The 24895-nt window shown below is 50.0% G+C and carries 19 protein-coding genes and 1 tRNA gene; 3 read left to right on the forward strand and 17 right to left on the reverse strand.

From position 1 onward, the window contains the following. Window positions 1-89 precede the first annotated feature (89 nt). Both FH039_RS12175 and FH039_RS08230 read left to right on the forward strand, forming a co-directional pair. The gene (locus tag FH039_RS12175; RefSeq protein ID WP_168188391.1) at window positions 90-245 is read left to right on the forward strand and encodes a hypothetical protein; all 156 of its coding nucleotides are present in this window, start codon (window positions 90-92) and stop codon (window positions 243-245) included. After that, complete coding sequence (locus tag FH039_RS08230) at window positions 242-1552, forward strand: RNA-guided endonuclease InsQ/TnpB family protein (RefSeq protein WP_139680927.1); 1311 nt, start codon at window positions 242-244, stop codon at window positions 1550-1552. Before FH039_RS12175 ends, FH039_RS08230 begins: the two co-directional genes overlap by 4 nt. A 20-nt stretch (window positions 1553-1572) precedes the next feature. On the opposite strand, the gene FH039_RS12415 is transcribed toward FH039_RS08230, so the two are convergent. From FH039_RS12415 to asnS, 3 genes are all read right to left on the reverse strand, one after another. Further along, window positions 1573-1914 (reverse strand): GNAT family N-acetyltransferase, encoded by a 342-nt coding sequence (locus tag FH039_RS12415; protein ID WP_240703197.1) that lies wholly within the window; start codon window positions 1912-1914, stop codon window positions 1573-1575. A gap of 367 nt (window positions 1915-2281) precedes the next feature. Beyond that, window positions 2282-2358 (reverse strand) — tRNA-Arg (locus FH039_RS08240). Window positions 2359-2409: 51 nt separating this feature from the next. Then, window positions 2410-3702, reverse strand: a complete 1293-nt coding sequence (gene asnS / locus FH039_RS08245; protein WP_139680928.1) for an asparagine--tRNA ligase — start codon at window positions 3700-3702, stop codon at window positions 2410-2412. A gap of 238 nt (window positions 3703-3940) precedes the next feature. Between asnS and FH039_RS08250 the strand changes: the two genes are divergently transcribed. Further along, window positions 3941-5203 (forward strand): amidohydrolase family protein, encoded by a 1263-nt coding sequence (locus FH039_RS08250; protein ID WP_139680929.1) that lies wholly within the window; start codon window positions 3941-3943, stop codon window positions 5201-5203. On the opposite strand, the gene FH039_RS08255 is transcribed toward FH039_RS08250, so the two are convergent. The 14 genes from FH039_RS08255 to FH039_RS08325 form a co-directional block, all read right to left on the reverse strand. Then, a complete protein-coding gene (locus tag FH039_RS08255) occupies window positions 5184-5603 on the reverse strand; it encodes an NfeD family protein (RefSeq protein ID WP_139681762.1) in 420 nt (139 codons plus the stop codon). The two genes, FH039_RS08250 and FH039_RS08255, sit on opposite strands and share 20 nt — an antisense overlap. An 18-nt stretch (window positions 5604-5621) precedes the next feature. Beyond that, the gene (locus FH039_RS08260; RefSeq protein WP_139681763.1) at window positions 5622-6578 is read right to left on the reverse strand and encodes an SPFH domain-containing protein; all 957 of its coding nucleotides are present in this window, start codon (window positions 6576-6578) and stop codon (window positions 5622-5624) included. A gap of 171 nt (window positions 6579-6749) precedes the next feature. After that, on the reverse strand, window positions 6750-8540 hold the full coding sequence (locus tag FH039_RS08265; protein WP_394344281.1) for a protein kinase domain-containing protein: 1791 nt from the start codon (window positions 8538-8540) through the stop codon (window positions 6750-6752). A 50-nt stretch (window positions 8541-8590) separates the two neighbouring features. Continuing rightward, window positions 8591-8896, reverse strand: coding sequence for a PEGA domain-containing protein (locus FH039_RS08275; RefSeq protein WP_139680931.1), 306 nt, complete (start codon window positions 8894-8896; stop codon window positions 8591-8593). Between the two features lie 88 nt (window positions 8897-8984). Then, window positions 8985-9491 (reverse strand): PEGA domain-containing protein, encoded by a 507-nt coding sequence (locus FH039_RS08280; protein ID WP_139680932.1) that lies wholly within the window; start codon window positions 9489-9491, stop codon window positions 8985-8987. Next, a complete protein-coding gene (locus FH039_RS08285; RefSeq protein WP_139680933.1) occupies window positions 9481-10638 on the reverse strand; it encodes an ATP-binding protein in 1158 nt (385 codons plus the stop codon). Before FH039_RS08285 ends, FH039_RS08280 begins: the two co-directional genes overlap by 11 nt. Window position 10639: 1 nt before the next feature. Next, window positions 10640-11206 carry a hypothetical protein gene (locus tag FH039_RS08290; RefSeq protein WP_139680934.1) on the reverse strand — a complete coding sequence of 189 codons (567 nt, stop codon included), beginning with the start codon at window positions 11204-11206 and terminating at the stop codon, window positions 10640-10642. Window positions 11207-11211: 5 nt separating this feature from the next. Further along, on the reverse strand, window positions 11212-13956 hold the full coding sequence (locus FH039_RS12420; RefSeq protein ID WP_240703307.1) for a serine/threonine-protein kinase: 2745 nt from the start codon (window positions 13954-13956) through the stop codon (window positions 11212-11214). Further along, window positions 13953-14699, reverse strand: coding sequence for a PP2C family protein-serine/threonine phosphatase (locus tag FH039_RS08300; RefSeq protein WP_139680935.1), 747 nt, complete (start codon window positions 14697-14699; stop codon window positions 13953-13955). Before FH039_RS08300 ends, FH039_RS12420 begins: the two co-directional genes overlap by 4 nt. Continuing rightward, window positions 14699-18421, reverse strand: a complete 3723-nt coding sequence (locus FH039_RS08305) for a PEGA domain-containing protein (protein ID WP_139680936.1) — start codon at window positions 18419-18421, stop codon at window positions 14699-14701. The genes FH039_RS08300 and FH039_RS08305 overlap by 1 nt, the downstream gene beginning before the upstream one ends. Next, window positions 18397-19593 carry an ATP-binding protein gene (locus FH039_RS08310; RefSeq protein ID WP_139681765.1) on the reverse strand — a complete coding sequence of 399 codons (1197 nt, stop codon included), beginning with the start codon at window positions 19591-19593 and terminating at the stop codon, window positions 18397-18399. The genes FH039_RS08305 and FH039_RS08310 overlap by 25 nt, the downstream gene beginning before the upstream one ends. A gap of 132 nt (window positions 19594-19725) precedes the next feature. Beyond that, a complete protein-coding gene (locus FH039_RS08315) occupies window positions 19726-23658 on the reverse strand; it encodes a PEGA domain-containing protein (RefSeq protein WP_139680937.1) in 3933 nt (1310 codons plus the stop codon). After that, window positions 23645-24259, reverse strand: a complete 615-nt coding sequence (locus FH039_RS08320) for a DUF342 domain-containing protein (protein ID WP_139680938.1) — start codon at window positions 24257-24259, stop codon at window positions 23645-23647. The genes FH039_RS08315 and FH039_RS08320 overlap by 14 nt, the downstream gene beginning before the upstream one ends. Continuing rightward, the gene (locus FH039_RS08325) at window positions 24256-24852 is read right to left on the reverse strand and encodes a chromosome assembly protein (protein WP_139680939.1); all 597 of its coding nucleotides are present in this window, start codon (window positions 24850-24852) and stop codon (window positions 24256-24258) included. The genes FH039_RS08320 and FH039_RS08325 overlap by 4 nt, the downstream gene beginning before the upstream one ends. Window positions 24853-24895 lie beyond the last annotated feature (43 nt).

A 24895-nucleotide genomic window follows, 5' to 3' on the forward strand; every position in this document is an offset into this window, starting at 1 on the left:
GGGTGCATTGTTCGAAAATTTAGTGGTTGAGCAGGAAAGCAAAAGAAAGGTTTAAATACTTGTATGTATTAATACTTAATGGTGAGAGCATGGGAGTCATAACTGTTTCCGTTGATGATGAGGTCGAGGAGAGGTTTAGAAAGCTCGTGGCAAAGAAGTATGGACGGATTAGGGGGGCATTGGGAGTGGCAATTACTGAAGCTATGAAGCTCTGGATTGAAAAAGTTGAGCGGGAAGAAAAATGAAGCGGACAGTAACAGTAAAACTACAACCTTCAAAAGAGCAGGAAAAAACACTTTTTGAATTAGCCCACGCTTCAGCAGTAATCTGGAACAAACTCAACTACCAGAGGCTCAAACAGTTCGAAGAATTCGGCAAAATAGACTTTTCAACAACTGAAAAAGAAGCCTATCACGAGTTAAAAAACTGGATTGGTGGCTCGACAGTTCAACAATTGGCCAGAAAGAACGCTGAAGCTTGGAGGAGTTTCTTCTCACTCAACAGGAAGAAAAAGAATGGAGAACTCCCCGAATGGTTCAAGCCAAAACCACCAAAATTCGTCAGGGAAAAGAACGGCAGAAAACTCTTTGTAATTCCCCTCAGGAACGACCAGTATCGGATTAAGGGAAACGTTATCGAATTGAGACGCCTCGGCAAATTTGGGAAACTTGAAATCCAGTTCAAAGGAAGAATACACTTGAAGGGCAAGCAGGGACGCTTAGAAATCACTTATGACGAGGTAAAGGGAAAGTGGTATGCTCACATTAGCTTTACGGTAGAGGAAAAACTTGAGGGTAACGAATGGGTGTGCGTTCCGAGGCAACCAAAAGGAAGTCTCTCAGCAGGGATAGACTTGGGAGTGAACAATTTAATGGCAGTTTACGTTGAAAATGGTCAGAGTTTCCTCGTGAACGGAAAGCCTCTCAAAAGCATTGACTTCTACTGGCGGAGGAAGATTGGTAATTACCAGTCCAAACTTAACAAATCTGGAGCCAAAACGGGTAGAAAGCTCAGGAAAATGCACGAAAAGGCCAAACTTCAGGCCAAACACTACATTAACACTGCCGTAAGGCAAACCGTGAGAAGGCTTTACGAGTTGGGCGTTTCTAAAATCGTCGTGGGTTATCCGAAAGGCATTGCAAGAAACTCCGACAAGGGTAAAAAGCAAAACTTCATCCTCTCCCATGTCTGGCGGTTTAATTACGTAATTAAACGTCTCAAGGAAGTTGCGGAGGAGTATGGTATTCAGGTTTTGGTTGTGGATGAGGCTTTCACTTCGAAAACTTGCCCCCTCTGTGGCCAACGCCATGAGAGTGCTCGCTTTGTTAGGGGTTTATTCAAGTGCCACAGAGAGGGCGTTGTTATGAATGCCGACCTTGTTGGGGCGTTTAATATTTTAAAGAAGGCGGTAAAAACCATAACCCCGAGCCTTCCGATCTTATCGGGAGGTAGGGGTAACGGGGGGAAGACCCTCCCTGAGGGGCTGAAAGCCCACTTTTTAGTGGGTTTGAATGAGACCCCTCAAACCTCCCTGCCATTGGCGAGGGGTTAACTCGTTGGAACCCTCGCCCTTCAGGGCGGGTAGGAGGTCAGAAAGGGATAAAACAGTTCATAGGTGCTACCCGCGGAAACAATCTGAAACCCCGCTGCAAGGGGATTCTTTTTATGGTCAAGGTAAAACTTCTTGGCAACTTCCTTTTTTGCATGGAGGGACAAACCAATTCCACCGATTTGAGCAGCATAAAGAACTGCATAGGGCTTGATGACCTTCGCTAGTATTTCACCACCCACACCCATTCCACGGTATTCCCTCTGGATGCCAAACTGTCCAAGGAGTATTGTGGGCACGGAAGAATATTTAATATCCATCCCCAAAAGCTCCACAAGCCGAGTCCGTAACTCTTCAACGAGCATCCTTTTGTTTTCGGCGTATTATCGCGGATTTTAAGGCTAACAATAAACGGGGAAAGCGTGAAATATGATATCAGAGAATCCTCATGCAGGATGACAAAGACGGTAGAAAGACACCGCTCATGAGATTTCCATGCCATATTCCTTGCAAACTCCGTCTGTTCTTCCCCACCCTCGCCGGAGTCAAAAGACCTTATTAACTCCACATGGTCCGTTCTCAGAAACTCAACGCGAACTATTCCTCCGAGTGTCTCTAATTCAACCTCGTATGGCTTTAGCATCATGACACCGGATATTACAAACCACTTCCCATTTAAGTAAATTACGGAGGGAGATGTTACTTCACTCCAAGTTTACTATCAATCAAGAATGGCGGGCCCGGCGGGATTCGAACCCGCGACCTTCGGCTTAGAAGGCCGACGCCCTATCCTGCTAGGCTACGGGCCCTCGGGCTAATGGTCTTGGGAGAGTTTTATAAAAGTTGTGGTGGGAGCAGGCTCACGGATACAGCCTGCTCGGTGTCCTCGGGAACAGGGTTGCCCAGCGGACGTGGTCGAGCTTCAGCACCCAGGCGACGAGCCTCTCAAGGCCGAGGCCGAAGCCGCTGTGCGGAACGCTGCCGTACTTCCTGAGGTCGAGATACCACTCGTAGTCCTCCGGCTTCATGCCCTCCTCCAGAATCCTCTGCACGAGCTTGTTGTAGTCGTCCTCACGCTGGGAACCGCCGATGATCTCGCCATAGCCTTCTGGAGCAAGCATGTCCGCGGCGAGAACCTTGCGCGGATCCTCCGGGTCCTCCTTCATGTAGAACGCCTTAATGCCCTTTGGATAGCCGTAAACGAAGAACGGGGCCTCGAACTCCTGGGTCAAAATGCGCTCCTCGTCTGCGCCCATGTCCTCGCCCCACTCTATCTCGACGCCCTTGCTCTGGAGGATGTCTATGGCCTCGTCGTAGCTCACCCTCGGGAAGGGCGGAACCGCGTTCTTGAGCGTGGTCAAGTCCTTCCGGAAGGTCTCAACTTCGCTCCTCCTGAGCTCCAGGGTGCGCTGAACCATGTAGCTGACGAGCTCCTCCTCGACCTTCATGATGTCCTGGAGGTCCATCCAGGCGGCCTCGAGCTCAAGGTGCCAGAACTCGGTGAGGTGCCTCCTGGTCCTGCTTTTCTCCGCTCTAAAGCTCGGCGTGAGTGACCAGACCTTTTCGAGGCCGAAGATGGCGGCCTCAAGGTAGAGCTGGGCCGACTGACTGAGGTAGGCCGTCCTGTCGAAGTACTTGAGCTTGAAGAGCGTCGCTCCTCCCTCAACGGCACCGGTGACGAGTATCGGCGGGAAGACCTCGTACCAGCCGTCCTGGAGGAGCCATTCTCTAGCCGCTTGCATCATTGTCGCCTTGACCTTCATTATCGCGGCGACCTTGGGTGAGTGAAGGTGCAGGTGCCTGACGTCGAGAAGGAACTCCTCGCTCGCGTCCTTCGTTATCGGGAAGAAGTCCACGTTCTGCACGATCTCAATTCTGTCCGCCTGAATCTCAACACCGGTGGGCGCGCGGGGGTCGGCTTTGACGGTGCCCTCGATGATGACGCTCGACTCTATGCCCGCCTTTTTGGCCATTTCGTAGGCTCCCTCACTCAGCTCTTTCTTAAATATTGCCTGAACTATCCCGGTCGAGTCGCGGAGGACTATGAAGACCTTCTTTCCCACTTCCCTCTTTCTGTAAACCCATCCTGCGAGCTTGACGCGTTTACCTTCCATATCGGGCTGAACATCGACACAGTAAATCTTATCAATCATCCTTACCACCTCCAGAGGCTTTGAAGGGGGCTTTATAACGGTAGCGATTTGGAGCAACGGCTCCCAGAAGAGCGTCAATTCGGCCACAGGGTGACCGTCCCAATCCCGAGTCTGACGATTATCAGTAGTGGCATGGGGGATATTCGGAACGTTCTCCATTTAAATCCTTTGGGCAATTTTATGTCGATATGTCAAAATATTTAAGTATCTGCGCGTCAGATGTCCAAAAGGTGATGGGATGTTCGCACTTATAGGAACCGCCGTCGATGTGGAGTCCGTCAGAAGGAACGCCGCGGTGATAGTGGAAGACGGGTTCATCCAGGACGTCATCCCCCAGGAAAGGGTCGGTGAATACGCCGTTGATGAAGTTTACGGGGGAGACGGTTACATAATCCTGCCCGGCCTTATCAACGCCCACACCCACGTGGCGATGGCGCGCTTTAGGGGCCTTGGCGAGGACATACCCATAGAGAGGTGGCTCAGCGACGTTATATGGCCCGCGGAGCTGGAGTGGGAGCCCGGGGACGTTCGCCGCTGGGCGCTCCTCGGAATGGCTGAGGCGCTGGCCAACGGTTCGACGACGATAAACGACCACTACTTCTTCGCCGACGAAATAGCGAAGGCCGCCCAGGAAGTTGGAATAAGGGCCTTCATCGGTCAGACCGTTATGGATACGATTGACTTCCCTATAGCCGCGCCCGAGGGGGGCTTCAGGTTCTTTAATGACTGGGTGGGGAAGGATGAGCTCGTTACCCCCACCCTCGCGCCCCACGCCACCAACATGGTGTCCCTTGAGCTGATGAGGGAAATCGGCGAGTTTGCCCGTGGTAGGAACGCCCTGATTCACGTTCACCTCTCCCAGAGCATGGGGGAGGTGCGGGAGGTCAAACGCCGCTACGGTCTCCCCCCCGTGGAATACCTCGAAAGGGCCGGCGTACTTGGGGACAACCTTATCGGCGTCCACGGTATCTATCTGAGCGATTCCGAGGTTTCCCTCTACGCGAAAAGCGGTGCGACGCTCGTCCATTGCTCCCTGAGCATGACGAAGCTTGAGGGAAGGATAGCTCCGATAATAGAACTCTTTGAGAGGGGAACGAACATCGCCCTCGGAAACGACTCCCCGAATCCGGTGGGCCTGATGGACATGTTCACGGAGATGCGCTTTGCGGCGGTTCTGAACAAGGTCTGGAGGAGAAGAACCGACGTCGCCTCTGCGAGGGAGGTTTTCCGCTGGGCCACGGTCGGGGGTGCAGAGGCCCTTGGGCTGAAGGCGGGCCTCATAAAGCCCGGCTACCTCGCGGATCTAGTCCTGATAAACGCCAGAAAAGCCCAGTTCCTTCCCGGGGAGAACCCGCACTCCCATGTGGTTTACTCGGCCCGGGGAAGCGACGTCGAGCTGGTCATGGTGAACGGGGAGATCGTTTACAGAAACGGCCTGTTCACGAAACTTGGAAAAAGGATGGAGGATCTGTGGGCGGAGTTCAGACCTTCCGGACCATGAGCTTGACGCCGTCCACATCGACGACCTCGACGGTGTCGCCGATCCCCGGCTTCTTGTCCCCCTCGGCCAGCGCTATCCACCTGTCCCCCTCGAGCTCCACTATGTAGTGCTCCTTTCCTATCTCGACGACCTTCCCGCGCTTGCCTTTCAGCTCAAAGGTGTACTTGCCCTTTCCGGCATCCGGGACGTCCCTCCGTATGTACCTTTCAACGAGAATGTAAGTCACCACAGCGGAGATGAGTGCCGCGACGAAGCTTTCGTTGAAATTGACTCCAAAGCCGAGCAGGACACCCATAACGACCATGGCAACCCCTATGGGGGTTATGAAGACGGCCACCATCATGTCGAGGGCTATCACGAGCAGTCCAAGAATCAAAAGGGAAATGGGGAGTAAGTCCATCTCCACCACCGGAATAATTCACTCCACCAGATTCTTAAGCTTTTTCAGTTCGTCCTCTGAAAGATTGGCCGATGCGCTTTTCTCTTTGGGGTCTTCTCCCTTTGGAGGGCTCTGTAGTGGCGTCTCCTTGACCTTCTGGAGTATCCTCAGCAGGCCGATCAGTGCCTCGGTGTCGTACGGGACGATGAGGTTGCCGTACTTGGCCAGCTCGGGCATCTTCTCTATGTACTGGAGTGTTAGGTACTTCTCGTCAGCTTGGCTTAACGCCTCGAGAACCTTCCTTATCGCCTCGGCCTGGCCCTCAGCCACGAGTATCTGCCTCTGCTTCTCTCCCTCTGCCTTGAGTATGGCAGCCTGCTTCTGGCCCTCCGCCTCCTTAATGGCCGCCTCCTTTTTACCCTCGGCGAGGAGTATCATCGCCCTCTTCTCCCTTTCGGCCGTCATCTGCTTGGCCATTGCGTCCTGGATGTCCTTGGGCGGGTCTATGCGCTGTATCTCGACGCGCGTTATCTTGACACCCCAGCGGTCGGTTATCTTGTCAAGCTCTTCCCTCAGCTTGGCGTTGATTATGTCCCTTCCAGAGAGCGTCTCGTCGAGCTCCATCTCACCTATGATGGCACGCAGGTTGGTCTGGGCGAGCTTGATGATGGCCATGAGGAAGTTGCTGACGTTGTAGATGACCTTTACCGGGTCGAGGATCTGGTAGTAAACCACCGCATCGACTGTAACCACGACGTTGTCCTTACAGATGACCTCCTGGGGCGGCACATCGACGACGTGCTCGCGCATGTCCACGACCTTGACGCGCTCCATGAAGGGGATTATGAAGTGTATTCCCGGCTCTAAAATCCTGTTGAACTTTCCTAGCCTCTCCACGAGACCCTTCTGGTACGGGCGGATCACCTTCACGCTCAGCAGGAGCATTATCAAAAGAAAAATCCCTATGATGACCAGCGCCGCTCCGGCAAAGGGCATTACCATCGCCTCCAGTTGTTACTCAAACTTGGAAAGATAAAACTTCTTATAAATATTTTCGTTCAATAATTCACTGAAGAATGTAAGAAAAATGTCCGAATCTAAAATATGGAAAATAAATGTCGGATATGCCTTTGCCCAAACTAAAAATACGAGCCTATTAGACTTCAATTATGCCTCCTTCTCAATTTTGTGCAGCAGGATTCTTAGGGAGTCGATAAACCCTTCAGGTATAACAAGCCCCTCCTCGATGAATAATTGTACCTGCCTTATTGCCTCTTCAAGTTCGGCTCTGTATTTCCTTGTAAACGGTATCAGGTCATAGAGTGCGTTCAAGACTTCCTCCTTATCATTGATTCTCGCTGAAAGTATCGTGTTTTGGATTAGCAGTCTCAGAAGTTCTGAATTAAGTTTCTTAACTTCCAGTTCATCTCTTGTCTTAGTTATCGTCTCTTTTGTGACTCTAAGACTCTCTTTAAGCTTCTCCCTCTCTTTGAGGAGCTCGACCAGCCCTCTGAACTCCTCTAGGAATTCATCCAAGCTCTGATACCTCTTCTCCTTCTGCTTTGCGAGGAGCTTCCCAAACATCTTATCATACTTAGCCAGCGTTAGGTTATACATGGAGGGTGGCTTAGGCTTTATCTCGGGGGTTGTGATTTTTGCCAGGACAACAACGTGGGAACTTCCCTCGTATGGCAATTTGCCTGTTAGAAGCTCGTAAAGAATCACACCGAGTTGGTATATATCGGTTCTGTGGTCTGTATGGCCGTAAGTTCTCTCGTCAATCTGTTCCGGAGCCGCGTACAGCGGTGTTAGGGCCTTCGTGGTTGTAGTTGTGCTTTTTGAGCCGATTTTGGCCAGTCCGAAATCGGTTATCTTTGGCGTCAGATCGCCCTTGAGGAGAATATTCGATGGCTTCAAATCCCTGTGGTAGACCTGCATTGAATGTGCATGTCTCAATCCCTCGGCAATCCCCTCGATGAATTTCAACGCGAGTTTTTCATCAACAGGCTTTGGATAGTGCTCCAAATCCCTGATGAGCTTTCCGTCCATTGTGTACCCTTCGACGAACTCGATTTCAAGGTGAGGTATTGGTTTGTCAAAGGCATTATACAGCTTAACTATGTTGGGATGATCGAGGAGCTTCCAAGCTCTGACCTCCTTAGTAAAGAATTTCTTGGCTTTTTCGTCAGCTGGGAATACTTTGAGAGCTACGATTTTCTTGTCCTTTTTTCTCTTTACTTTGAAGACCTTAGCGAAGCCGCCCTCTCCTAGGAATTCAAGGGGTTCGTATTTTTTCAAAAGCTGAGGAGGAAAAGTTGGGATTTGAAGTTTCTTTCTACGTTTTTTAGATCGGATTGCAATCAATACAAGAAATAAGAAAAACAGAGTGCCTGCATAGGGAATGTAGGAGGATGAGATGTACAGTGCATTTGTTGTCAAATACGATGAGGTGGTTGATAAGGTGGAACTCAAAGGTAAAAGCTTTGCATTTATTGTGAGGTTTTCCTGGGGTCTTATCACTATGGTCTGAGAAAATACTTTATGCCCACTTGCTTTGACTTCGAGAGTATGGTTTCCTGGGGTGATTTTATGTCTCTTTAAGGGGGTTTCCCCAAGATATCTTCCATCGAGATAGACATTTGCGCCCACGATATTTGAATAAACATTTATAAAAGCATAAATTGGTGAGAGATTTGCGGTAATTTTCAACTCTTCTCCAGGATTTATCGTTATGTTTAGGAGAAATGGTGAATACCCTTCTTTGGTTACTTTGAGGGTGTGGGTTCCAGTTAATAGTTTATAATTTTCAACTGGAGTAGTCCCTATTTCTTTGTCGTCTATGTACACTTTGGAGTCAGTTATATTACTTTCGATGGATAGATAGCCAAACTTTGGTATTAAAGTCGCATTTATTGTTACATTTTTTCCCGCTTGGATAGATATGGAGGTTGAGTACACTTCATATTCGGGTTTTGCCAACTTGATTTCATGTTCTCCTTCAGGTAGCGTTATTTCAAGGGAGTATCTCCTGCATATTCTCCATCAACATATACCGCCGCACTAGTAGGATTGGAGATAACGTTAAGTTGCCCTTTTGATGGAGTTAATATAACTGAAATATTTATGGGGGTATTATTGGTAACGTGCAATATGGTGGTATACTCCTTAAATCCATCTTTGGAAATGGAAAGTATGTATGTCCCTTTCTCGACCATATACTTCAGCAAAGGAGTTTTTCCAATGTAAGTTCCATTTAACAAAATGTCTGCCCCTATGGGACTTGAATTTATATTTAACGTGCCTTTGCTCTCCAAGAAGTTTACATAAATCTTTTTAAGAAGTCTTTTTTGGATGTCTTCAGAAGTTATGGAGAGCTTGGTAGTGTACTCCTTATCTTGATACCTACATTAGTATGTAGTAATCACCGACACTGGCAAGATAGGTCAAAGGAGTGTACCCCACTCTTTCCTGATTTATGTAGACCTCCGCTCCAATGGGGGTAGAGTTTATTAACAATGAGGAGTACCCTTCAACAGCACGTAGGCCATAAATTAAAAATATGGCAATAACCTTGCCATTAATAGCAATATAAGTATCTTTTAGTGTCACTATCATAGTGCCTAATGACAGTTCCTGGTTTTTTGCCAGTGTAGTAGTTTGTGAGTTACCACTTGGGTATACTATGTGAATTAATGCTTTTCCACTGCCAACATTTACGTCTATAACTTTTATTTTATATTCATCTCCATTTTGGTCTATCAGTGTTTTAATTTCCCCGACTGAAACTGGAAGAGTGTATCCAAGCTCATCCTCTGCTGAAACATATGGATGAGGCACTTCCAAGAAGAAGAGTATGCTTACAATAATGATCATCATAACAAATGCCGAACCCACACTCTTATCTTTCATACAGGCTCCCCCCGAACTGCCTGGCCCACTTCTCGTACCTTTCAATTTCTTTCCTCGTCAGCGGGCTTTTAATCCTCTTAAACGCCTCCTCAAAATCCTCCATCTCCAGCGGTCTGACCTTGAGCTTGAGGCCCTCAACCTCGATGCTGGAAAGTCTTTCCAAGTCGGCGAGCTCGGGGTTCTCCTCTTCGAGCATGTGATGTATTGCCAGGTTGCACAGGTTCGCTATCTCCCTGCCTGAATACAGGCGCTTCACGCTCTCCTCTGCTATAGCCTCGAGGTCGAGCGTGCTTGTGTCCAGACCCCTGGTGTGTATCCTCACGATCTCCTTGACGGCCTCCTTGTCTGGCAGTGGCACGTAAATCCTCAGTGGAAACCTCGAGAGCAGCGCCTCGTCGAGGTCCCAGGGAGTGTTGGTTGAGGCCAGCGTGAGGACGAACTTTTCTCCCCCTCCTTTGAAGCCGTCTATCTCGGACAAGAGGGTTGCTAAAGCCCTCCTGGTGGCCTCGTGGACGTTCTCGCGTCTCAAGCTCAATGCATCGACCTCGTCGATGAAAACTATGCTGGGGGCCTTCTCCCTCGCCAGCCCGTACAGGGCTGTTATCAGCTTTGAGGACTCGCCGTAGTACTTGCTGAGTACGTCTGAAGCTTTAACATTGAAGAACGTGGCCTTCAAGCTCCCAGCCGCCGCTGAAGCGAGGAGGGTCTTACCCGTCCCCGGTGGACCGAAGAGGAGGATTCCCTTCCACGGCTTTATGGCTTCGGGCCTCTTTGCAAAGGCTATGGCCACGTTCTTGGCGAGCAATCTCTTGACATCATCCAGCCCCCCTATGTCCCTCCACGTGACGGTGGAACTGGTTATCAGCCCCTCCACCTGTGCCCTGTACTCATCGGCGGGTGCTCCTTCCCTGGGACTGGCTCGCTCTTTGCGCGATGATGGGATCTTGAGTTCCTCGGCTACCTCTTCCCAGCGCTTTGCCTTTTCCAGGTAGAATTCTCTCCTGTCGGGCGCCTTCTCCGCCAGTGCCTTCAGGATCTCCGCGCAATTGAGGGCGTACTTTCTGGCCTCGTCTACCTTGCCCCTCGCCAGCTCCGCCTCGTACCCCTTTCTGCATTTCTCAAAAAGGGAGAGGTAGAGTGACTGCATCTCAACCCCTCATCATGTCCTCTATCTGCTTCAGCCGGCTCTTCGGCTCAAGGTCGGAAGATGCCGAGGCCTCAAAGAGAGATGCCGCTTCTTCGATAGTTTCAGCGTCAAAGTCCCCCGTCAGAATGCTTTCACTCGTCAGGTCAAGCATCGTGCTCAGGGCCTCGTCGAGACCTTCCACCTTCGCCATGGCCTTCTCGAACTCCACCTGCATCTTTGCAACGTCTTCAGCACCGGGTCCTTCTGCAATACTCTCCACGATGTCCCGGCTAAACTGGATGAAGTTTGCCGAGACCTTCACCAGCTCCCGCTGGATTTCTGCTTCTTCCATGAGGAGGAGAAGCCTCTTGGCTTGCTTTATCCTTTCCTCAAGGGCGAGGTACTTCATGGCGCTCCTCTTTAAGAGGGCTTCATCACCGATTTTTGCCGCTTCTTTTCCCTGAAGGAAAATTTTACGCTTTAGGTTTTCGAGATTGCTAATGTATTGCTTCAAGGCCATCTTGGCCTTTCTCATCCTAACTTTGCGTTCGATTTCTCTTTCCTCCTTGGATTTCCAAAACTTGACCACAGGGATCACGCCCCGTTTTCCCTCTTTATGTTGTGCACCAAAACCTTAAGCCTTTCCATAAAGTCGTCACTGATGGGAACGTTCTCCTTAATGAGAATCTCCACGGTGCTTATCGCGTTGGTTAGATCCGTCAGGTTCCGAACTGTGTAAAACTTCAGGTCGTTGAGCGTGTTCAACAGTTCAGCCTTCCTGTTAAGCTCAGCATAGGTCAACGCCAGTTTTCCAAGGGTCTCAACAACAATGCGCCTGTTCCTCAGGGTTTCCTCGGCCGTCTTGCTCCTCTTTAACGCTTCTAAGCTCCTTGCCAGGGACTTCTTCAGCTCCTCAACTTCCTTCTCGAGCTCGACTTTTCTCTTCTCAACTTCTTGAAGTATTTCCAGGCCTTTGAGGAACTCCTCAACCGATTGATAGCGGTCTTCCTTTCTCTTCGCGAGGAGCTTCTCAAAGATCCCATCGTACTTCGCCAGCCCCGGATTTATCTTTGAGGGCGGAGTGAACTTGTAGTTCTCGTCAACTATCTTGCCGAAGACCTCCTCATAGGTGTAGCCCTCGAAGGGCAGTTTACCAGTTAATAGCTCGTAGAAAGTAACCCCCAGCTGCCAGATGTCAGTTCTATGGTCCGTGTGCCCGTACTTGCTCGGCATTAAGTGCTCCGGAGAAGCGTAAAGCGGGGTATAGCCCAAAACACTCCTGCTCGAACTCATTGTTCCGAGCTTTGCCAAGCCCCAGTCCGTTATCTTCGGCGTTAGGTCTGCCTTGAGGAGGATGTTTAAGGGTTTTAGGTCGCGGTGGTAGATTCCCTTACCGTGGGCGTGCTTGAGTCCGTCGGCAATGCCTTTGATGAGCTTTAAGGCGGTCTTCTCATCGAGGGGCTTCGGGTAGCCGTCGAGGTCCCTAACGGTTTTTCCGTTGAGTTTTACACCTTCGACGTACTCCATCTCGAGGTATGGAATCGGGAGAATGTCCACGTCGTAGAGCCTGGCGATGTTCTCGTGGCTTAGGTGGAGCCAGGCGGAGACCTCCTTTATGAACGTCTTGCTCGTCCTTTCGTCTATGCGCGGGATTTTTAAGGAGACGACCTTGCCGTCTTTCTTCCGCTTAACCTTGAAGACCTTTGCAAAGCCTCCCTCGCCGATGAACTCAAGGGGTTCGTAGCGGGAGAGCAAGGCAGGTGGAAAGCCCGGGACCGGAGGTTCGGGAAGGTCGGGCTTCTTCACTTCTGGCACAGCTGGTTCTTCGGGCTTTTCAGCTTTAGACTTTTTGACTTCTACCGGCTTTGGTGCAGGTTTTCTGGGTTCCGCCCTAATTTCTTGGGCTGGTGCGGGCTTTTCTTCCGCTTTAACCTTCGCGCTCTTCGGTTTCTTCCTGGACTTTCCGCCCTTGGCTTTTGCTACAACTTCACCAATGACAACAAGGGCTAAGAGCGCACCGATGATGTAGGCTGTGTTGATTCCTTCCGCCTTCATTTCTCCCCCGCCCAGAATCACACTACCCGATACCCTGAGGGGAAACTTGGAGACCTGGATTCCCGTGGAGTCGGGAACCAGCGGCGGCACCGAGGGCTGGTCGGGTTGAAGGAACCTATCCGAGCTGATGGATATAGAAGCCTGCATCCCGGAGACGTTGGAGTCCCTGCACCCTCTGCATTCCCTCGGCATTGCCCCCGGATCCAGGGTTAGGAGTGCCACTTGCGCCAGGCTCGTGTTCAGGTACGACCTCATGGCTATCGTTAGCGTTTCGTCTCCCGGCGACGCGTCAAGCACGCGACCGCTCAGGGGGGCGGTGTAGGCTGCCTGTTCCTTGATCTTCCCGCTACCGTCCGTCAGGAGGACTACGATGTCTCCGGAGTTGAAGATGCGCGTTGCGGTCCCTATCAGCACTAGGTTTTCTTTCCCTGGAAGAACCCGTTCGATGGATAACCTCACGTCCCCCCAGGAGTACGTTTCCGCCGAGGCCACCGCGCCGTTCGGCCTCAACTTCACCAGGAAACCCTTCTCCCCTCCACCGGATTCCACGTTGCCCACGAGAATGATTCCATCGTCCGTTATGGCCACGTCCCTCAGCTCCGCCCGGGAATAGATGCCGTACACCTTCCCCCACATCACGACGCCACCGGGGGAGAGCACTGCAACCGCTGGGCTTTTCCCCCTGTTGCCGGCCAGCAGGAGGTAATCGTTTTCCAGTGGCTCTATCTTCACGAGCTTGAGGTCGTATGTCCCCTTGTACCTGCGAACCCACTCCAGACTTCCAGAGGGATCGAGCTTGAAGACGAGGTACTCGTCCTGGGATTTCAGTCCAACCAGCCCGAAAACGTTCCCATCTCCGTCCACCCCTATTGCAACCAGATCCTTACCCTCAAGCGATAGGTAAACCCTGGACCACACAACCTTCCCGTTTTCGTCGAGCTTGGCGAGCCACACTCCCCTGCCGTCCCCAACGGATCCCCCGATTATGATGTGCCCATCGGGTCCTCCTTCCAGTGCTTCCCCTTCTAGATCATAATCACCCTTGATGAGCTTGGACCAGGCGACTTCCCCGTTTTCCGTTATCCTCGCTATCACCACGCCCTCCCTCGAGTTTCCAAGGAGAACCGAATCGCCATTTAGATTGACTACCCTGACTGTTTCCTCGGGGTCGATGTCAGAGTAAGCCTTTGCCCACGATTCCGTTACAGCCTGTGAGATTGAAGCCGCAAAGAGAACTGCAATGATTCCTAGGAGAACGCCCATTTTTAACGCGGCTGATCTCATTTCCACACCACCACCGTCACGTTATCCCTTGTGACGGGCAGGGCCTCTTCAATCAGCTCCTTCGCTATCTCTTCAGCGTTCTCGCCCCGCGAGGCTATCTCGACTATTCTTTCTTCGTCCACGTAGTCGTGCAGCCCGTCGGAGCTAAGCAGGAGAACGTCCCCGTGTCTCAGCTTCCATTCGTAAAAATCAACCTCAAATTTGGCCCCAAGGGCCCTCGTTATGATGTTCCGCATCGGGTGCCTCCTCGCTTCATCAGGAGTTATCTCACCTTTATCAACGAGCTCCTGGACGAGCGAGTGGTCTTTCGTCCTGGCGATGATCCTTCCGTTCCTTATCAGGTAGGCCCTGCTGTCGCCAATGTTGGCTACGAGAACCCTCCCCGGGGAAACAAGGGCGGACACCAGGGTTGTCCCCATTCCCTTCCTCTCTCCCGTGGCGTTCTCCACTATTCTAGAGTGTGCCAGCTCGTACGCTTTCTTGAGAGTTATCCGGGTGAGATACCGGGGAGCGCCAGGTTCGTACTCCCCGAGAAACGTCTCTTTCAGAACCTCTATTGCAATCCCGGAAGCCACCTCGCCGGAGCTATGACCCCCAAGCCCATCGGCCACCGCCAGGAGGTATGCGTCGGGCAGTTTCAGGATTAAGAAGTTATCCTCGTTGTTGTATCTTCTCCCAACGTGGCTTATGCCGGATAAAAATGGAAGAAAAATTGCCATCGTTCCCCCATTGGACTCGGCCATTAGCCCTCAACCTCCCTCTGAACTTTGTGAAGGAGAACCCTCAGCTCATCCAGCGTTGACTTGCTTATCGGAACGCTCTCCCGCATCATCAGCTCGAACTGGCTTATGGCGTTCTCAATTTCGTCTTTGTGCTCTTTAGTGAAGGCCCTTAAGTCCTCAAGCGCGTTTATTAACCCCGCCTTGTCGTTGAGCTGGGCGTGGAGCAGGGCGTTCCTGCTCAGCTGTTCCACGAGCTGGCGCATGAGCTTTTTAAGCTCTCTGCTGTCGGTTGTCATGCTCATCGTCGTCTTCGTCCTTTCAATCTCCTTTTCAAGGGCTTTCCTCTCCTCGTCGAGCTTCTTCATCAGCTCAAGATCGCGGAGGAACTCCTCAACGCTCCCATAGCGGTCCCCCTTCCTCTTAGCTAAGAGCTTCTCAAAAATGCCATCGTACTTCGCCAGGGCCCTGTTGAAGTGGCTCGGCGGCTTTGGCTTCACGGCGGGATTAATAACCTTGGCCATCACCACCGCCGGAGAAGTCCCCTGATAGGGGAGCTTACCCGTTAGAAGTTCGTAGAAGATGAGGCCGAGCTGATAGATGTCCGTCCTCTGGTCGGTGTGGCCGTAGGTCTCGTCGTCGAGCTGTTCTGGAGCGGCGTAGAGAAGCGTTAAGCCCTTTGTGGTTGTCGCCGTCGTGGAGACGGCGCCGACCTTGGCCAGCCCCCAGTCCGTTATCTTGGGAGTCAAATCGCTCGTTATGAGGACGTTCTGGGGCTTCAAATCCCTGTGGTAAACCTGCTTGCCGTGGGCGTGCTTCAGTCCTTCAGCAATACCCCTGATGAAGCTCAACGCCTTCTCCTCATCGACGGGCTTCGGATACTTTCCAAGATCCCTTATGACCTCACCGTTAATCTCAATACCATCAACGAACTCTATTTCAAGGTGTGGTAGTGGTTCATCAAAGGCGTTGTAGAGCTTGACGATGTTCTTATGGTCGAGCAGGCGCCAAGCTTTAACCTCCTTGAGGAAAAATCGTTTGGCCTTCTCATCCAGGCGGGAAACCTTGAGGGCTATCACCTTTCCGTCGGACTTACGTTTAACCTTAAAGACCTTTGCAAAGCCACCCTCGCCGAGGAATTCGAGGGGCTCGTATTTGTCTAAAAGCTCTGGCGGGAAGTAGGGGACGGGGTTTGACGCGGGTTTTGGTGCTGGTTTCTTTGCTGGGGCCGGAGTCACGGCTCTCTCCGCCAGTGGAGAAGGCTTGGGCTTTCCGCCTTTAGCTTTAGCGGCGATGCCGCCGACTGCAATAAGACCGATGAGGGCGGCGATGAGATAGGTAGGGTTCAGTCCCCCGTCAGTCCTGCCAGCTTCCGTCGGGGATGATTGTTTGGTTTGTGAGTACACGGTTTCGGAGTGAGTAGTGGTTGTTTCCTGTATTGTTTGAATCGCCACCAAGCCCGCAGAAACGCTGACGCTCTTTCCGGCCTCAACGCTAACGGTCTTCGTATATTCTTCGTATCCGTCTTTCTTGATTCTGATGGAGTGTTCTCCGGGGGAGAGTTTGTAATCGGTTATGGGGGTTGTTCCGATGTAGTTACCGTCGACGTAAACCTCGGCTCCGGAAGGATCGCTTTCAACGCTCAGATAGCCGTAGGCGGGCTTTAAGGTCGCGGAAAGACTTTTGGTTTCTCCCGGCGAGAGGGTCACGGTAGTGGTGTAGTCCTCGTAGTCCTTCATGGTAAGCTTAACATCGTAAGTTCCGGGCGCTAAATTGAGTGTTAAGGGTGTCGTTCCCTTGTAATCGCCACCTATGTAGACCTTCGCTCCGGAGGGTTCTGAGGTTATTTTAAGCGTTCCTGGCTCTTTTGAGAGAGTCACCTCAAGCTTCTCAGTTTTGCCCGGTTCGATGGTTACCGTTGTTTCGTAATCCTGGTAATCGTTCTTCTTCACCACAACGCTGTGTTCTCCAGTGGAGAGCTTGTAATCCTCCAGGGGTGTTGTTCCAATGTAATTGCTGTCAACATAAACTTCAGCTCCGGAGGGAGATGATGTGACGGTTAGGTAGCCGAACTTCGGCGTGAGGGTTGCGGTAAGTTTCTTTTCACCTCCTGCTTCCAAGGTTATTTTGGTTGTGTAATCCTCATAATCCTGTTTTGTTATCCTTATTGTATAAGTTCCAGCTGATAGAGTGGTCTCAATAGGTGTTGTACCGTAATAGTCACCATTAATATAGACTTCTGCTCCGGATGGTGTTGACTCTATTCTCAAACTTGCTGGTAGCTCGTTAAGATTGACATTGAGGGTTGTTGTTTCTCCTGGGTTTATTGTGACCTTTTGTGTATATTGGGAGTAACTCTCCTTTTTGATTTCAATTTCATAAGTTCCAACATCAAGTTTGTGGTTCTCTACGGGTGTGGTTCCTATGTATGTTCCATTAAGATAAACCTCAGCTCCAGAAGGAGAAGAATAAATTGTTAAATACCCAAAAGTTGGCGTTAGCGTTGCTGAGATAGTCTTAGACTCCCCTGCATCCAGCGTTACTGTTGTCGTGTAGTCCTGGTAACCTTCTTTAATGATCTTAACTTCGTAAGTTCCTGGGTCAACTTGGTAGTTCTCAATGGGAGTTTGGCCTATTAATCTGCCATTTAAGTATACTTCTGCCCCTGATGGATAAGACCGCACTGTTATATGTGGGGGTATGATAGTATACATCTGTAGCTCCTCCTCATTAATTACAGCAAGATTATTGCCATTCTTCGTTATTGCTACATACACTGGTCCCCTTCCGACATCACCCTTTAGTAATTCATTTCCTCTGATATCCAATATGACTACACTGGTAAAGAATGTTGCCGCTATCTTATATGGAGGTCCAGATATTGACACAGAGTGTATACTTGATGAATAATGATATTCTCCCACGAGTAGTAGGGTACTCCTGTCTAATATCAAGAGATCTCCATTTGTTAGCCCCACACTTATATACTTACCATCAGGTGAGATGTCAATTGAATCTACGTTTGCTGATGTTATATATTGGTTTATTATATTTCCACTTTTATCTAAAATGTAAATCTCACCACACTGTGAACTACTAATCTCTCCCGTTCCACTTAAACAACCTGTGCCAGCCACAATGTATGATCCATCATCACTAATTGCTACTGCAGTGATAGATTTACCATCAATGGTTTTCTTCCATGTTATACTTCCACTTGAGCTTACTAAATATATTTCTCCCCATTGTTTTGGACCTTCATTTGTATCTGCCATGATTCCTGTTCCTACTACAGTATATTCTCCGTAAGATGTTGTGTCAACAGATACATAATCACCGCCCCATATAGACTGTTTGTATAATGTCTTACCTTGAGGCGTTAACGCAACTAGCTCCTGTTGGCTAATTGCTACAATGATATTATTCTCCGAAGAAATTGCAATGTCTATTAAATATGAAATATCCTGAAATTGATAGCTCCAAAGCATATTTCCCGTGATATCCACTAGATATATCCTTGAAATCCCTCCTGTAATCCAACCATCTTGGCCAATTGCAATGTATTGATCGTTCATTGCTATGGCACAACCAGCAGGGTTATCCCGTTGCCATAACAGATAATTGCTGAGATTACTCGATGCACTGGATACATTATTTGCTGAAAGTATTATTGCTAAAAAAAACAAAATTACAGCGCATAGTTTTTTGTTTTTCATAAATACTACCCCCCAAACTCCTCCGCCCACTTCTCGTACCTCTCGATTTCTTTCCTCGTCAATGGTGATTTAATCCTCTTGAAGGCCTCCTCGAAGTCCCTCATCTCAAGCGGTCTCGTCCGGAGCGAGCGCTTTCTCAGCTCGTGGAAGGGAAGTGAGGCCAGCTTGTGAAGATCCCTGTTCTCCTCGCGTATCATGTTCCATATCGCCTCCTGGCAGAGGTTCTTTAAATCCCTGCCAGAGTAGAGCCTCCTGACGCTCTCCTCGGCTATCGCATCGAGGTCGAGCCTGCTTATGTCCAGCCCGCGGGTGTTGATTTTGATTATCTCCTTGGTTGCCTCTTTATCGGGCAACGGCACGTATATCCTGCGCGGGAACCTCGACAGGACTGCCTCATCCAAGTCCCAGGGAGTGTTTGTTGCCGCCAGCGTCAAGACCAGAATGTCGCTCTTCTTGTCCTGGAAGCCGTCGAGTTCGGTGAGGAGCGTTGAAAGCATCCTCCTCGATGCCTCGCTCTGGTCGCCGGAGCGCTTGGTCGTTAGGGCATCAATCTCGTCCATGAAGACTATGCTCGGGGCCCTCTCTCTGGCCACTTCGTAGAGGGCCGTTATTATCTTGGTCGACTCGCCGAAGTACTTGCTGAGAACGTTGCTGGCCTTTACGCTGAAGAACGTTGCGTTTAAACTGCCCGCGGCGGCCGAGGCGAGTAGTGTTTTACCCGTTCCCGGCGGGCCGAAGAGGAGGATACCCTTCCAGGGCTGAATCGATTCTGGCCTCTGAAGGGCCGAAATCACGACCGTTTCCATCATGAGCCTCTTTACATCATCGAGACCGCCTATGTCGCTCCACTTGACCTTGGACTTCGTTATCAGGTTCTCGACGTATTGCTTGAACTTGTCCTCCTCTTCGCTCTCCGTCCCGGCCTCCTTTCCACTTCCACCTTCCTTCATCGGTCTGTGCTTTCTCTTTACCCCGTAGCGGCCGGTCTCAACGTCCCTCGCTATGGTCTCCCACTTCTTGGCCTTCTGGAGGTAGCTCTCGCGGTTGAACTCGTCATACTTCGCGAGCTGCTTCAGTATCCTGGAGCATTCGAGAGCCTTTTTTCTGGCGGTCTCCCTGTCGCCCTTCTTTATCGCTTCCTCAAACTCCTTCTTGGCTTTCTTAAAGGCCGACATCAGGGGACCTGAAAGATCGACGGGCATTTCAATCACCACCATAGGTTACTCAAGTTTCATTTGCTTTGAGACTCCTATAACAAAAGGAAAGAACGGCATCCCACACGTTGAGTGTCGAGACTCCGTATGCAGTGTTCATGTCGTTTAAGCTCAGACCCATCAAATGTCCCCCCGACGGAGTTTTATTTTGTGTACTATTAACTCAGCCTTATCGACGAGCTCTGGGGGGATATCCAGTCCTTCTTCGAGCCTCATCTTAAGCTGTTGCACCAGCTGTTCCAGCTCGGTTCTAACTTCTCCTTTAACGTACTCCAGTAAGTCTGTGGCATACTTGTACGAGTCCACCTTGTTACCGACTTTCATGCTCATCAGCAATAGGTCACCCAGGTAAAAGGCTACCTTCCATTTATCCCCAACTGTTGTACTTTTTCTGAGTTCTTCCTTCATCGACATCCCGAGATATATGGCAAGGTCTCTCTGGAGCTCAAGCATGTTCCTGTACCTCAGTTCCTTGTCCTTTGATAGCATCTTCATTATTATATGTTCCACATCCTTTGCCTCGGGATTTATGTCACTGGGCGGAAGTGGGTCCTCTGTGGTTATTTTTGATGCCAGTTCCACGAAGTCCCTAGCCTCAAATGGCAGTTTTCCGGTGACGAGCTCGTAGAACACAACACCCAGCTGCCAGATATCCGTTCTCTCGTCAGTTTCTCCAAACTTTTTGCTTATCTGTTCCGGGGCGGCGTAGAGCGGCGTAAATCCTGCCATTGTTGAGCTCCTGCTGCTGGTCATAACCTTACTTAGTCCCCAGTCCGAAACTTTTGGAATGCCCTGCTTGAGGAGGATATTGGAAGGCTTCAAGTCCCTGTGGATTATACTCTTCGAATGTGCGTACTTTAATCCCTCTGCAATATTAAAAATCAGCCACGCAGCTTTTCTAACATCCATGGGCTTCTCTTCTTTTTCCAGGTTCCCTTCACAGTATTCCATTTCAATGTAAGGTACGGGAAGTATGTTGTAGTCGTAAATCTCAACTATATTCTGGTGTTTCAGACCGGCCCAATTCTGGAGTTCCTTTACGAAGCTCTTACCAGTTGCTTCGTCGAGGCTTATGGGAACTTTAATCGCCACGACTTTTCCGTCGTTTACCCTTTTTGCCTTGAAGACCCTTGCGAATCCACCTTTACCTATAAATTCAACGTCAGTGTATTTGTTTGAAAGTTCTTGAGGAAACGTTGTTTGAGATGTGGGGCGTGGAGCGAATTCTTCAATGGCCTTTCCGGTCGTTTTTTCTTCTATTTCCTTGAATTTCCTGTTCATGAACAGGACAATCAGGGCTATCGCGAGCAGTACTCCACCACCCAGATAATAGAGAGTTTCAGTGCCTAACGTGGTCCCTCCAACCTGAATTCCCCCGACCATATTCTGGGAAAGGGCGCTTAACTTAACGTTGATGCTTGTTTTCTCGCCACTTTTGACTGTTGTATTCCTGACGGCATCCTCATAACCGTCTTTTATCACTCTGACGGTATAGTTTCCAGGAGGTAAAGTGAGCTGTAGTGGTGTTAGCCCGCGGTAATCCCCGTTTACGTATACCTTTGCCTGGTCTGGTTCAGACGTTACCTCGAGGATACCATTGGCCTCACTGAGAATGGCGCTTATCTTCTCAGAGGAACCGGCGGTTAGGGAGACCGTTTTAATCCAATCTAGGTATCCATATTTGACTAGCTTTACTTCGTAGTCGCCAGCTTCAAGCGTTAGGTTTACGGGGGTGACCCCGGCGTATTCTCCGTTTATATATACCTTGGCCCCGCTGGGAGTCGAGTCCACTTCAAGAGTTGAAGCGGTATCTATTGCGACTTTATTTAGTGTTACGTTTAAAGTCTTAGCTTCACCCGCGAGGAGTCTGATCGTTGATGTCCAACGGGAATAGCCTATTTTTTCAATTGCTATCGAATACGTTCCCTCTTCAAGCTTAAGTGTCAGGGGAGTGTTGCCTTTGTAGGAGCCATCTACAAAAACTCTTGCATTGGTGGGGAAGCTGTGGATTTCCAGGGTTGCCATGGAGGCGGGTGATACAAAACTGCTCTCAATCTTGTAGTACTCCACAGTTCCGTTTTCATAGCCAAGGAGGAGGTAATTATTCCAGCTAACCGCAAAATCTGATACTAATCCTGGGAATGTTGCTCTAAGAACCTCTGTACCGTTCTTTATTGAGAAAACTCTGAGGGTGCTTATCAGCCTGTTGTCATCCCGTAGACATGCCACTAGGAAGTCCCTCGAAAATTTGAAGCCCACTACGACCCCTGATACTCGCTTAGTCCATAGGACTCCCCCCGTTATGTTTTGAACGCGAATAATACCGTCTCCTGGTAGGGGGAGATATACCATAATCTTGCCGTTCTTGTTGATGTAAATGTATCCCCTTTCTCCGCTCTCCCACAGGGCTTTACCGTTCGACGAGAATATTAACGTGTTGTTGTATCCCCCATCTACACTCACGGCCAGAAGATCGCCTCGGTAGTCCATGGAAATTCCCCATACTCTTGTCCCCCAAGTTGGACTGGGAAATACTCTTTTCCACCTCTCTCTGAGGGTTGAACCATCAAACGTAAAATAGTGAAGGCTGGCATTTGCTACCTCTGTCATACCCTTGTCAGTCCAACCCGCAAAGGTTCCGACGGCTATTCTACTGCCATCTTCCGAGATGGCGACGGTATAGGCTCCGCCACTGTAAAAGTCAAAAAATCTGTTCGCAACTTCGTCGCCTTTTGTGTTGAGCACGTGTAGGTAATGATCATCTCCCGTGATGGCTATGTAGTTTCCGTTACCACTGACTGCAATGTCTCTGAGAACGTGGTTAAACGTTTTTGATCCAGTCTTTCTGCCCGCGCTGCTCAATATGGCGGCTTCGCTTATGAAGTCAACCGAACCTCCAGCGGGATTTAGGTAGTAACTTAAAACCGCAAGCACGGTTCCATCATCGTTTATATCAACGGCATTAATTGTTCCTTCAACTTTCGCCGTAAAAAGTTTAATTAGTTCCGCCCCGTTGTCCTCAACGCTGAACTTCACGGTAGGCACAAACTCGTTGATAAAGATCACCGTCTTATCTTCAAAGGCTACTGCTATGTACCTCCCGCTCCGTGATATTGCAATATTCTTTACCGTTCCAAAGTTATTCCTGAAGGAGCCCTCCCACAGGACATTTCTGCTTCCGGAGAGAACGGTAACCCTTCCATCCCTCTGTCCGACTACTATATACTGCTCCCCCCAGTCAAATGACATAGACACGGGGTCTCCAAGAAGGGGAGTGGAAAACTGATACTGGCCGTCCTTCAAGCTTAATCCAATCACCATTGGAACCTCCCCTGAGAGGGAGATGTAAACCTTGTCGGTTCCTACAGTTAGGGACTCCACAGTACCATTTAATTCCCTGCTCCACACTTCGCTTCCCGTTGATATTTTCTTGACATTGATTTTGCCTCCGGAACAGATAATGATATAGTTTCCGTCATACGTCATTCCAACTATCGGTCTACGTGTTCCCAATGGGAGCTTTGCGTAAACCTTTGTGAACCCCTTGTCTGTGATATACACGTAGTAATTGTTACCATCACTCAGAAGGAGGAGAACTCTATCAACCCATGGAGCTGGCTGAACTTTGAGAACATTTAACGAATCCGGAGCGGCAAATCTGGCGTACCTGCCATCCCTATAAAAAACATGGATAAACTTCCCAGAAGCGACGTATAAATTCAGTTCCCAGGAATTACGCTCCAGTTCAACATCCTCTATAGGATATCCTAAATCTCTAGACCACAAGAACTCTCCGTTTAGTGTATAAACTGTTATTACACTCCCTGAGGCCAGGATAACCTGATTTAGGGCCTCCCTGATAACCACATGGGAAGCGGATTCCGCGGACCATAGAACATCCACTGTCTTTTCGGCAGCTGTTTGTGTGACAAAGCTTAAAGTCAAAAGGACAATGAACACGTAGACCGCAAATTTTCTCATTATTGTCCCTCCAATGGTCATAATGCTTGCCTCTTGTAGGTACCTGAAAACAGAAAAATCAAAACTCCTCAATCCACTCCTCCTTTTTCTTCTCGCGTTCCTCTCCCGTTACCTTTTCCGCCGCAACTTCGGGCTCCAGCTCGCCCTCCTTGACGGCATGTATCGTCCTCATTATCTCCGCCAGCTCCTCGTCCTCCTCGAACTCAACTCCAGCCCCAATGGTCTGGTCTGTCATGCCCAGCATCTGGTTGAGGTTTTCGTTGAAGTTCTGAGCATCCAACTGCAGCTCTGTCAGGCGCTCCTCAAGCTCCTCCGGCGACATGTTCCTGAGCAGGTTCCATGTTGGGGTGTCCTTCAACAGGGTCTCGTTCTCCTTGATTATCATGAGGTTGCTGATGAGCATCAGCTGCTTGTTGAGCTGGGCGTGGGTCTTTTGGAGGTTCTGCTTTCTCCTGTTGAGGGTCTTTATCTTGGTGGCTATCGTGAGTTCCTCGCTCTTGGTTCTGGCCATCTTGGCCCTCTCAAAGAGCCTCGCTATTTCCTGGTCTATCGAGGCTATCTCCTTCTCCACCTTCTCTATCTGGTACTCCAGCTTGATCCGGCTCTCCCTGAGCTTTGGGAGGGGTATGTCAAGGGGGTTCTTTCTTCCAAAAAAGCGGGAGAGGACGCTCATAGCTCCTCGTCCTCCAGCTTCCTGTCTATGGAGACGACCTTCTCGGCGACGTCCTCGACGTCAGCCTCCCCCGCCTCAACCTGGCTCCAGGCCTTCATCAGCTCCCTCTCGGTCTGGTCCTCGGTCTCCTCGAACTCCGCGACCTCCATCTCGAAGACTCTGTTCAAGCTGTCCACCATCTCGTCGAACTCCTTGCCGTCGAGGTTTATCTTTATCAGCGCCTGCTCCAGCTCCTCCGGCTCGACGCTGTTGAGCTTCTCCCAGACCCCGGTCTTTCTCAGCTCTTTCTCGTACTTCTTCACGATTATCAGGTTCTTTATGAGGGTGTACTGCTTCTGGGCAGTGGTGAAGTCCTTGAGCTTGAGCTTCTGCTCCATGTCGAGGCTCTTGATTTCCTGGGCGAGCATCTTCTTCTTGAGCTTGTCAGCTCCAATTCCCTCCTGGAAGAGCTGCTTCTTCTTCTTTTCAATCTGGTTGATGTCCTTCTTGAGCCTCTCGAGCCTGTTCCTCAGCCTTATCTCCTCGGCCTGAAGCTCCCTAAGGGAGAGCTTCTCTATCGTGTTCTTCCTCCCAAACATATTGCGTATTCCCATTTCCAAACACCTCCGTGAGAGTTAGAGGGGAAAACGAAAGGGA

The organism is Thermococcus indicus (genome assembly GCF_006274605.1).
Lineage (GTDB): Archaea > Methanobacteriota_B > Thermococci > Thermococcales > Thermococcaceae > Thermococcus > Thermococcus indicus.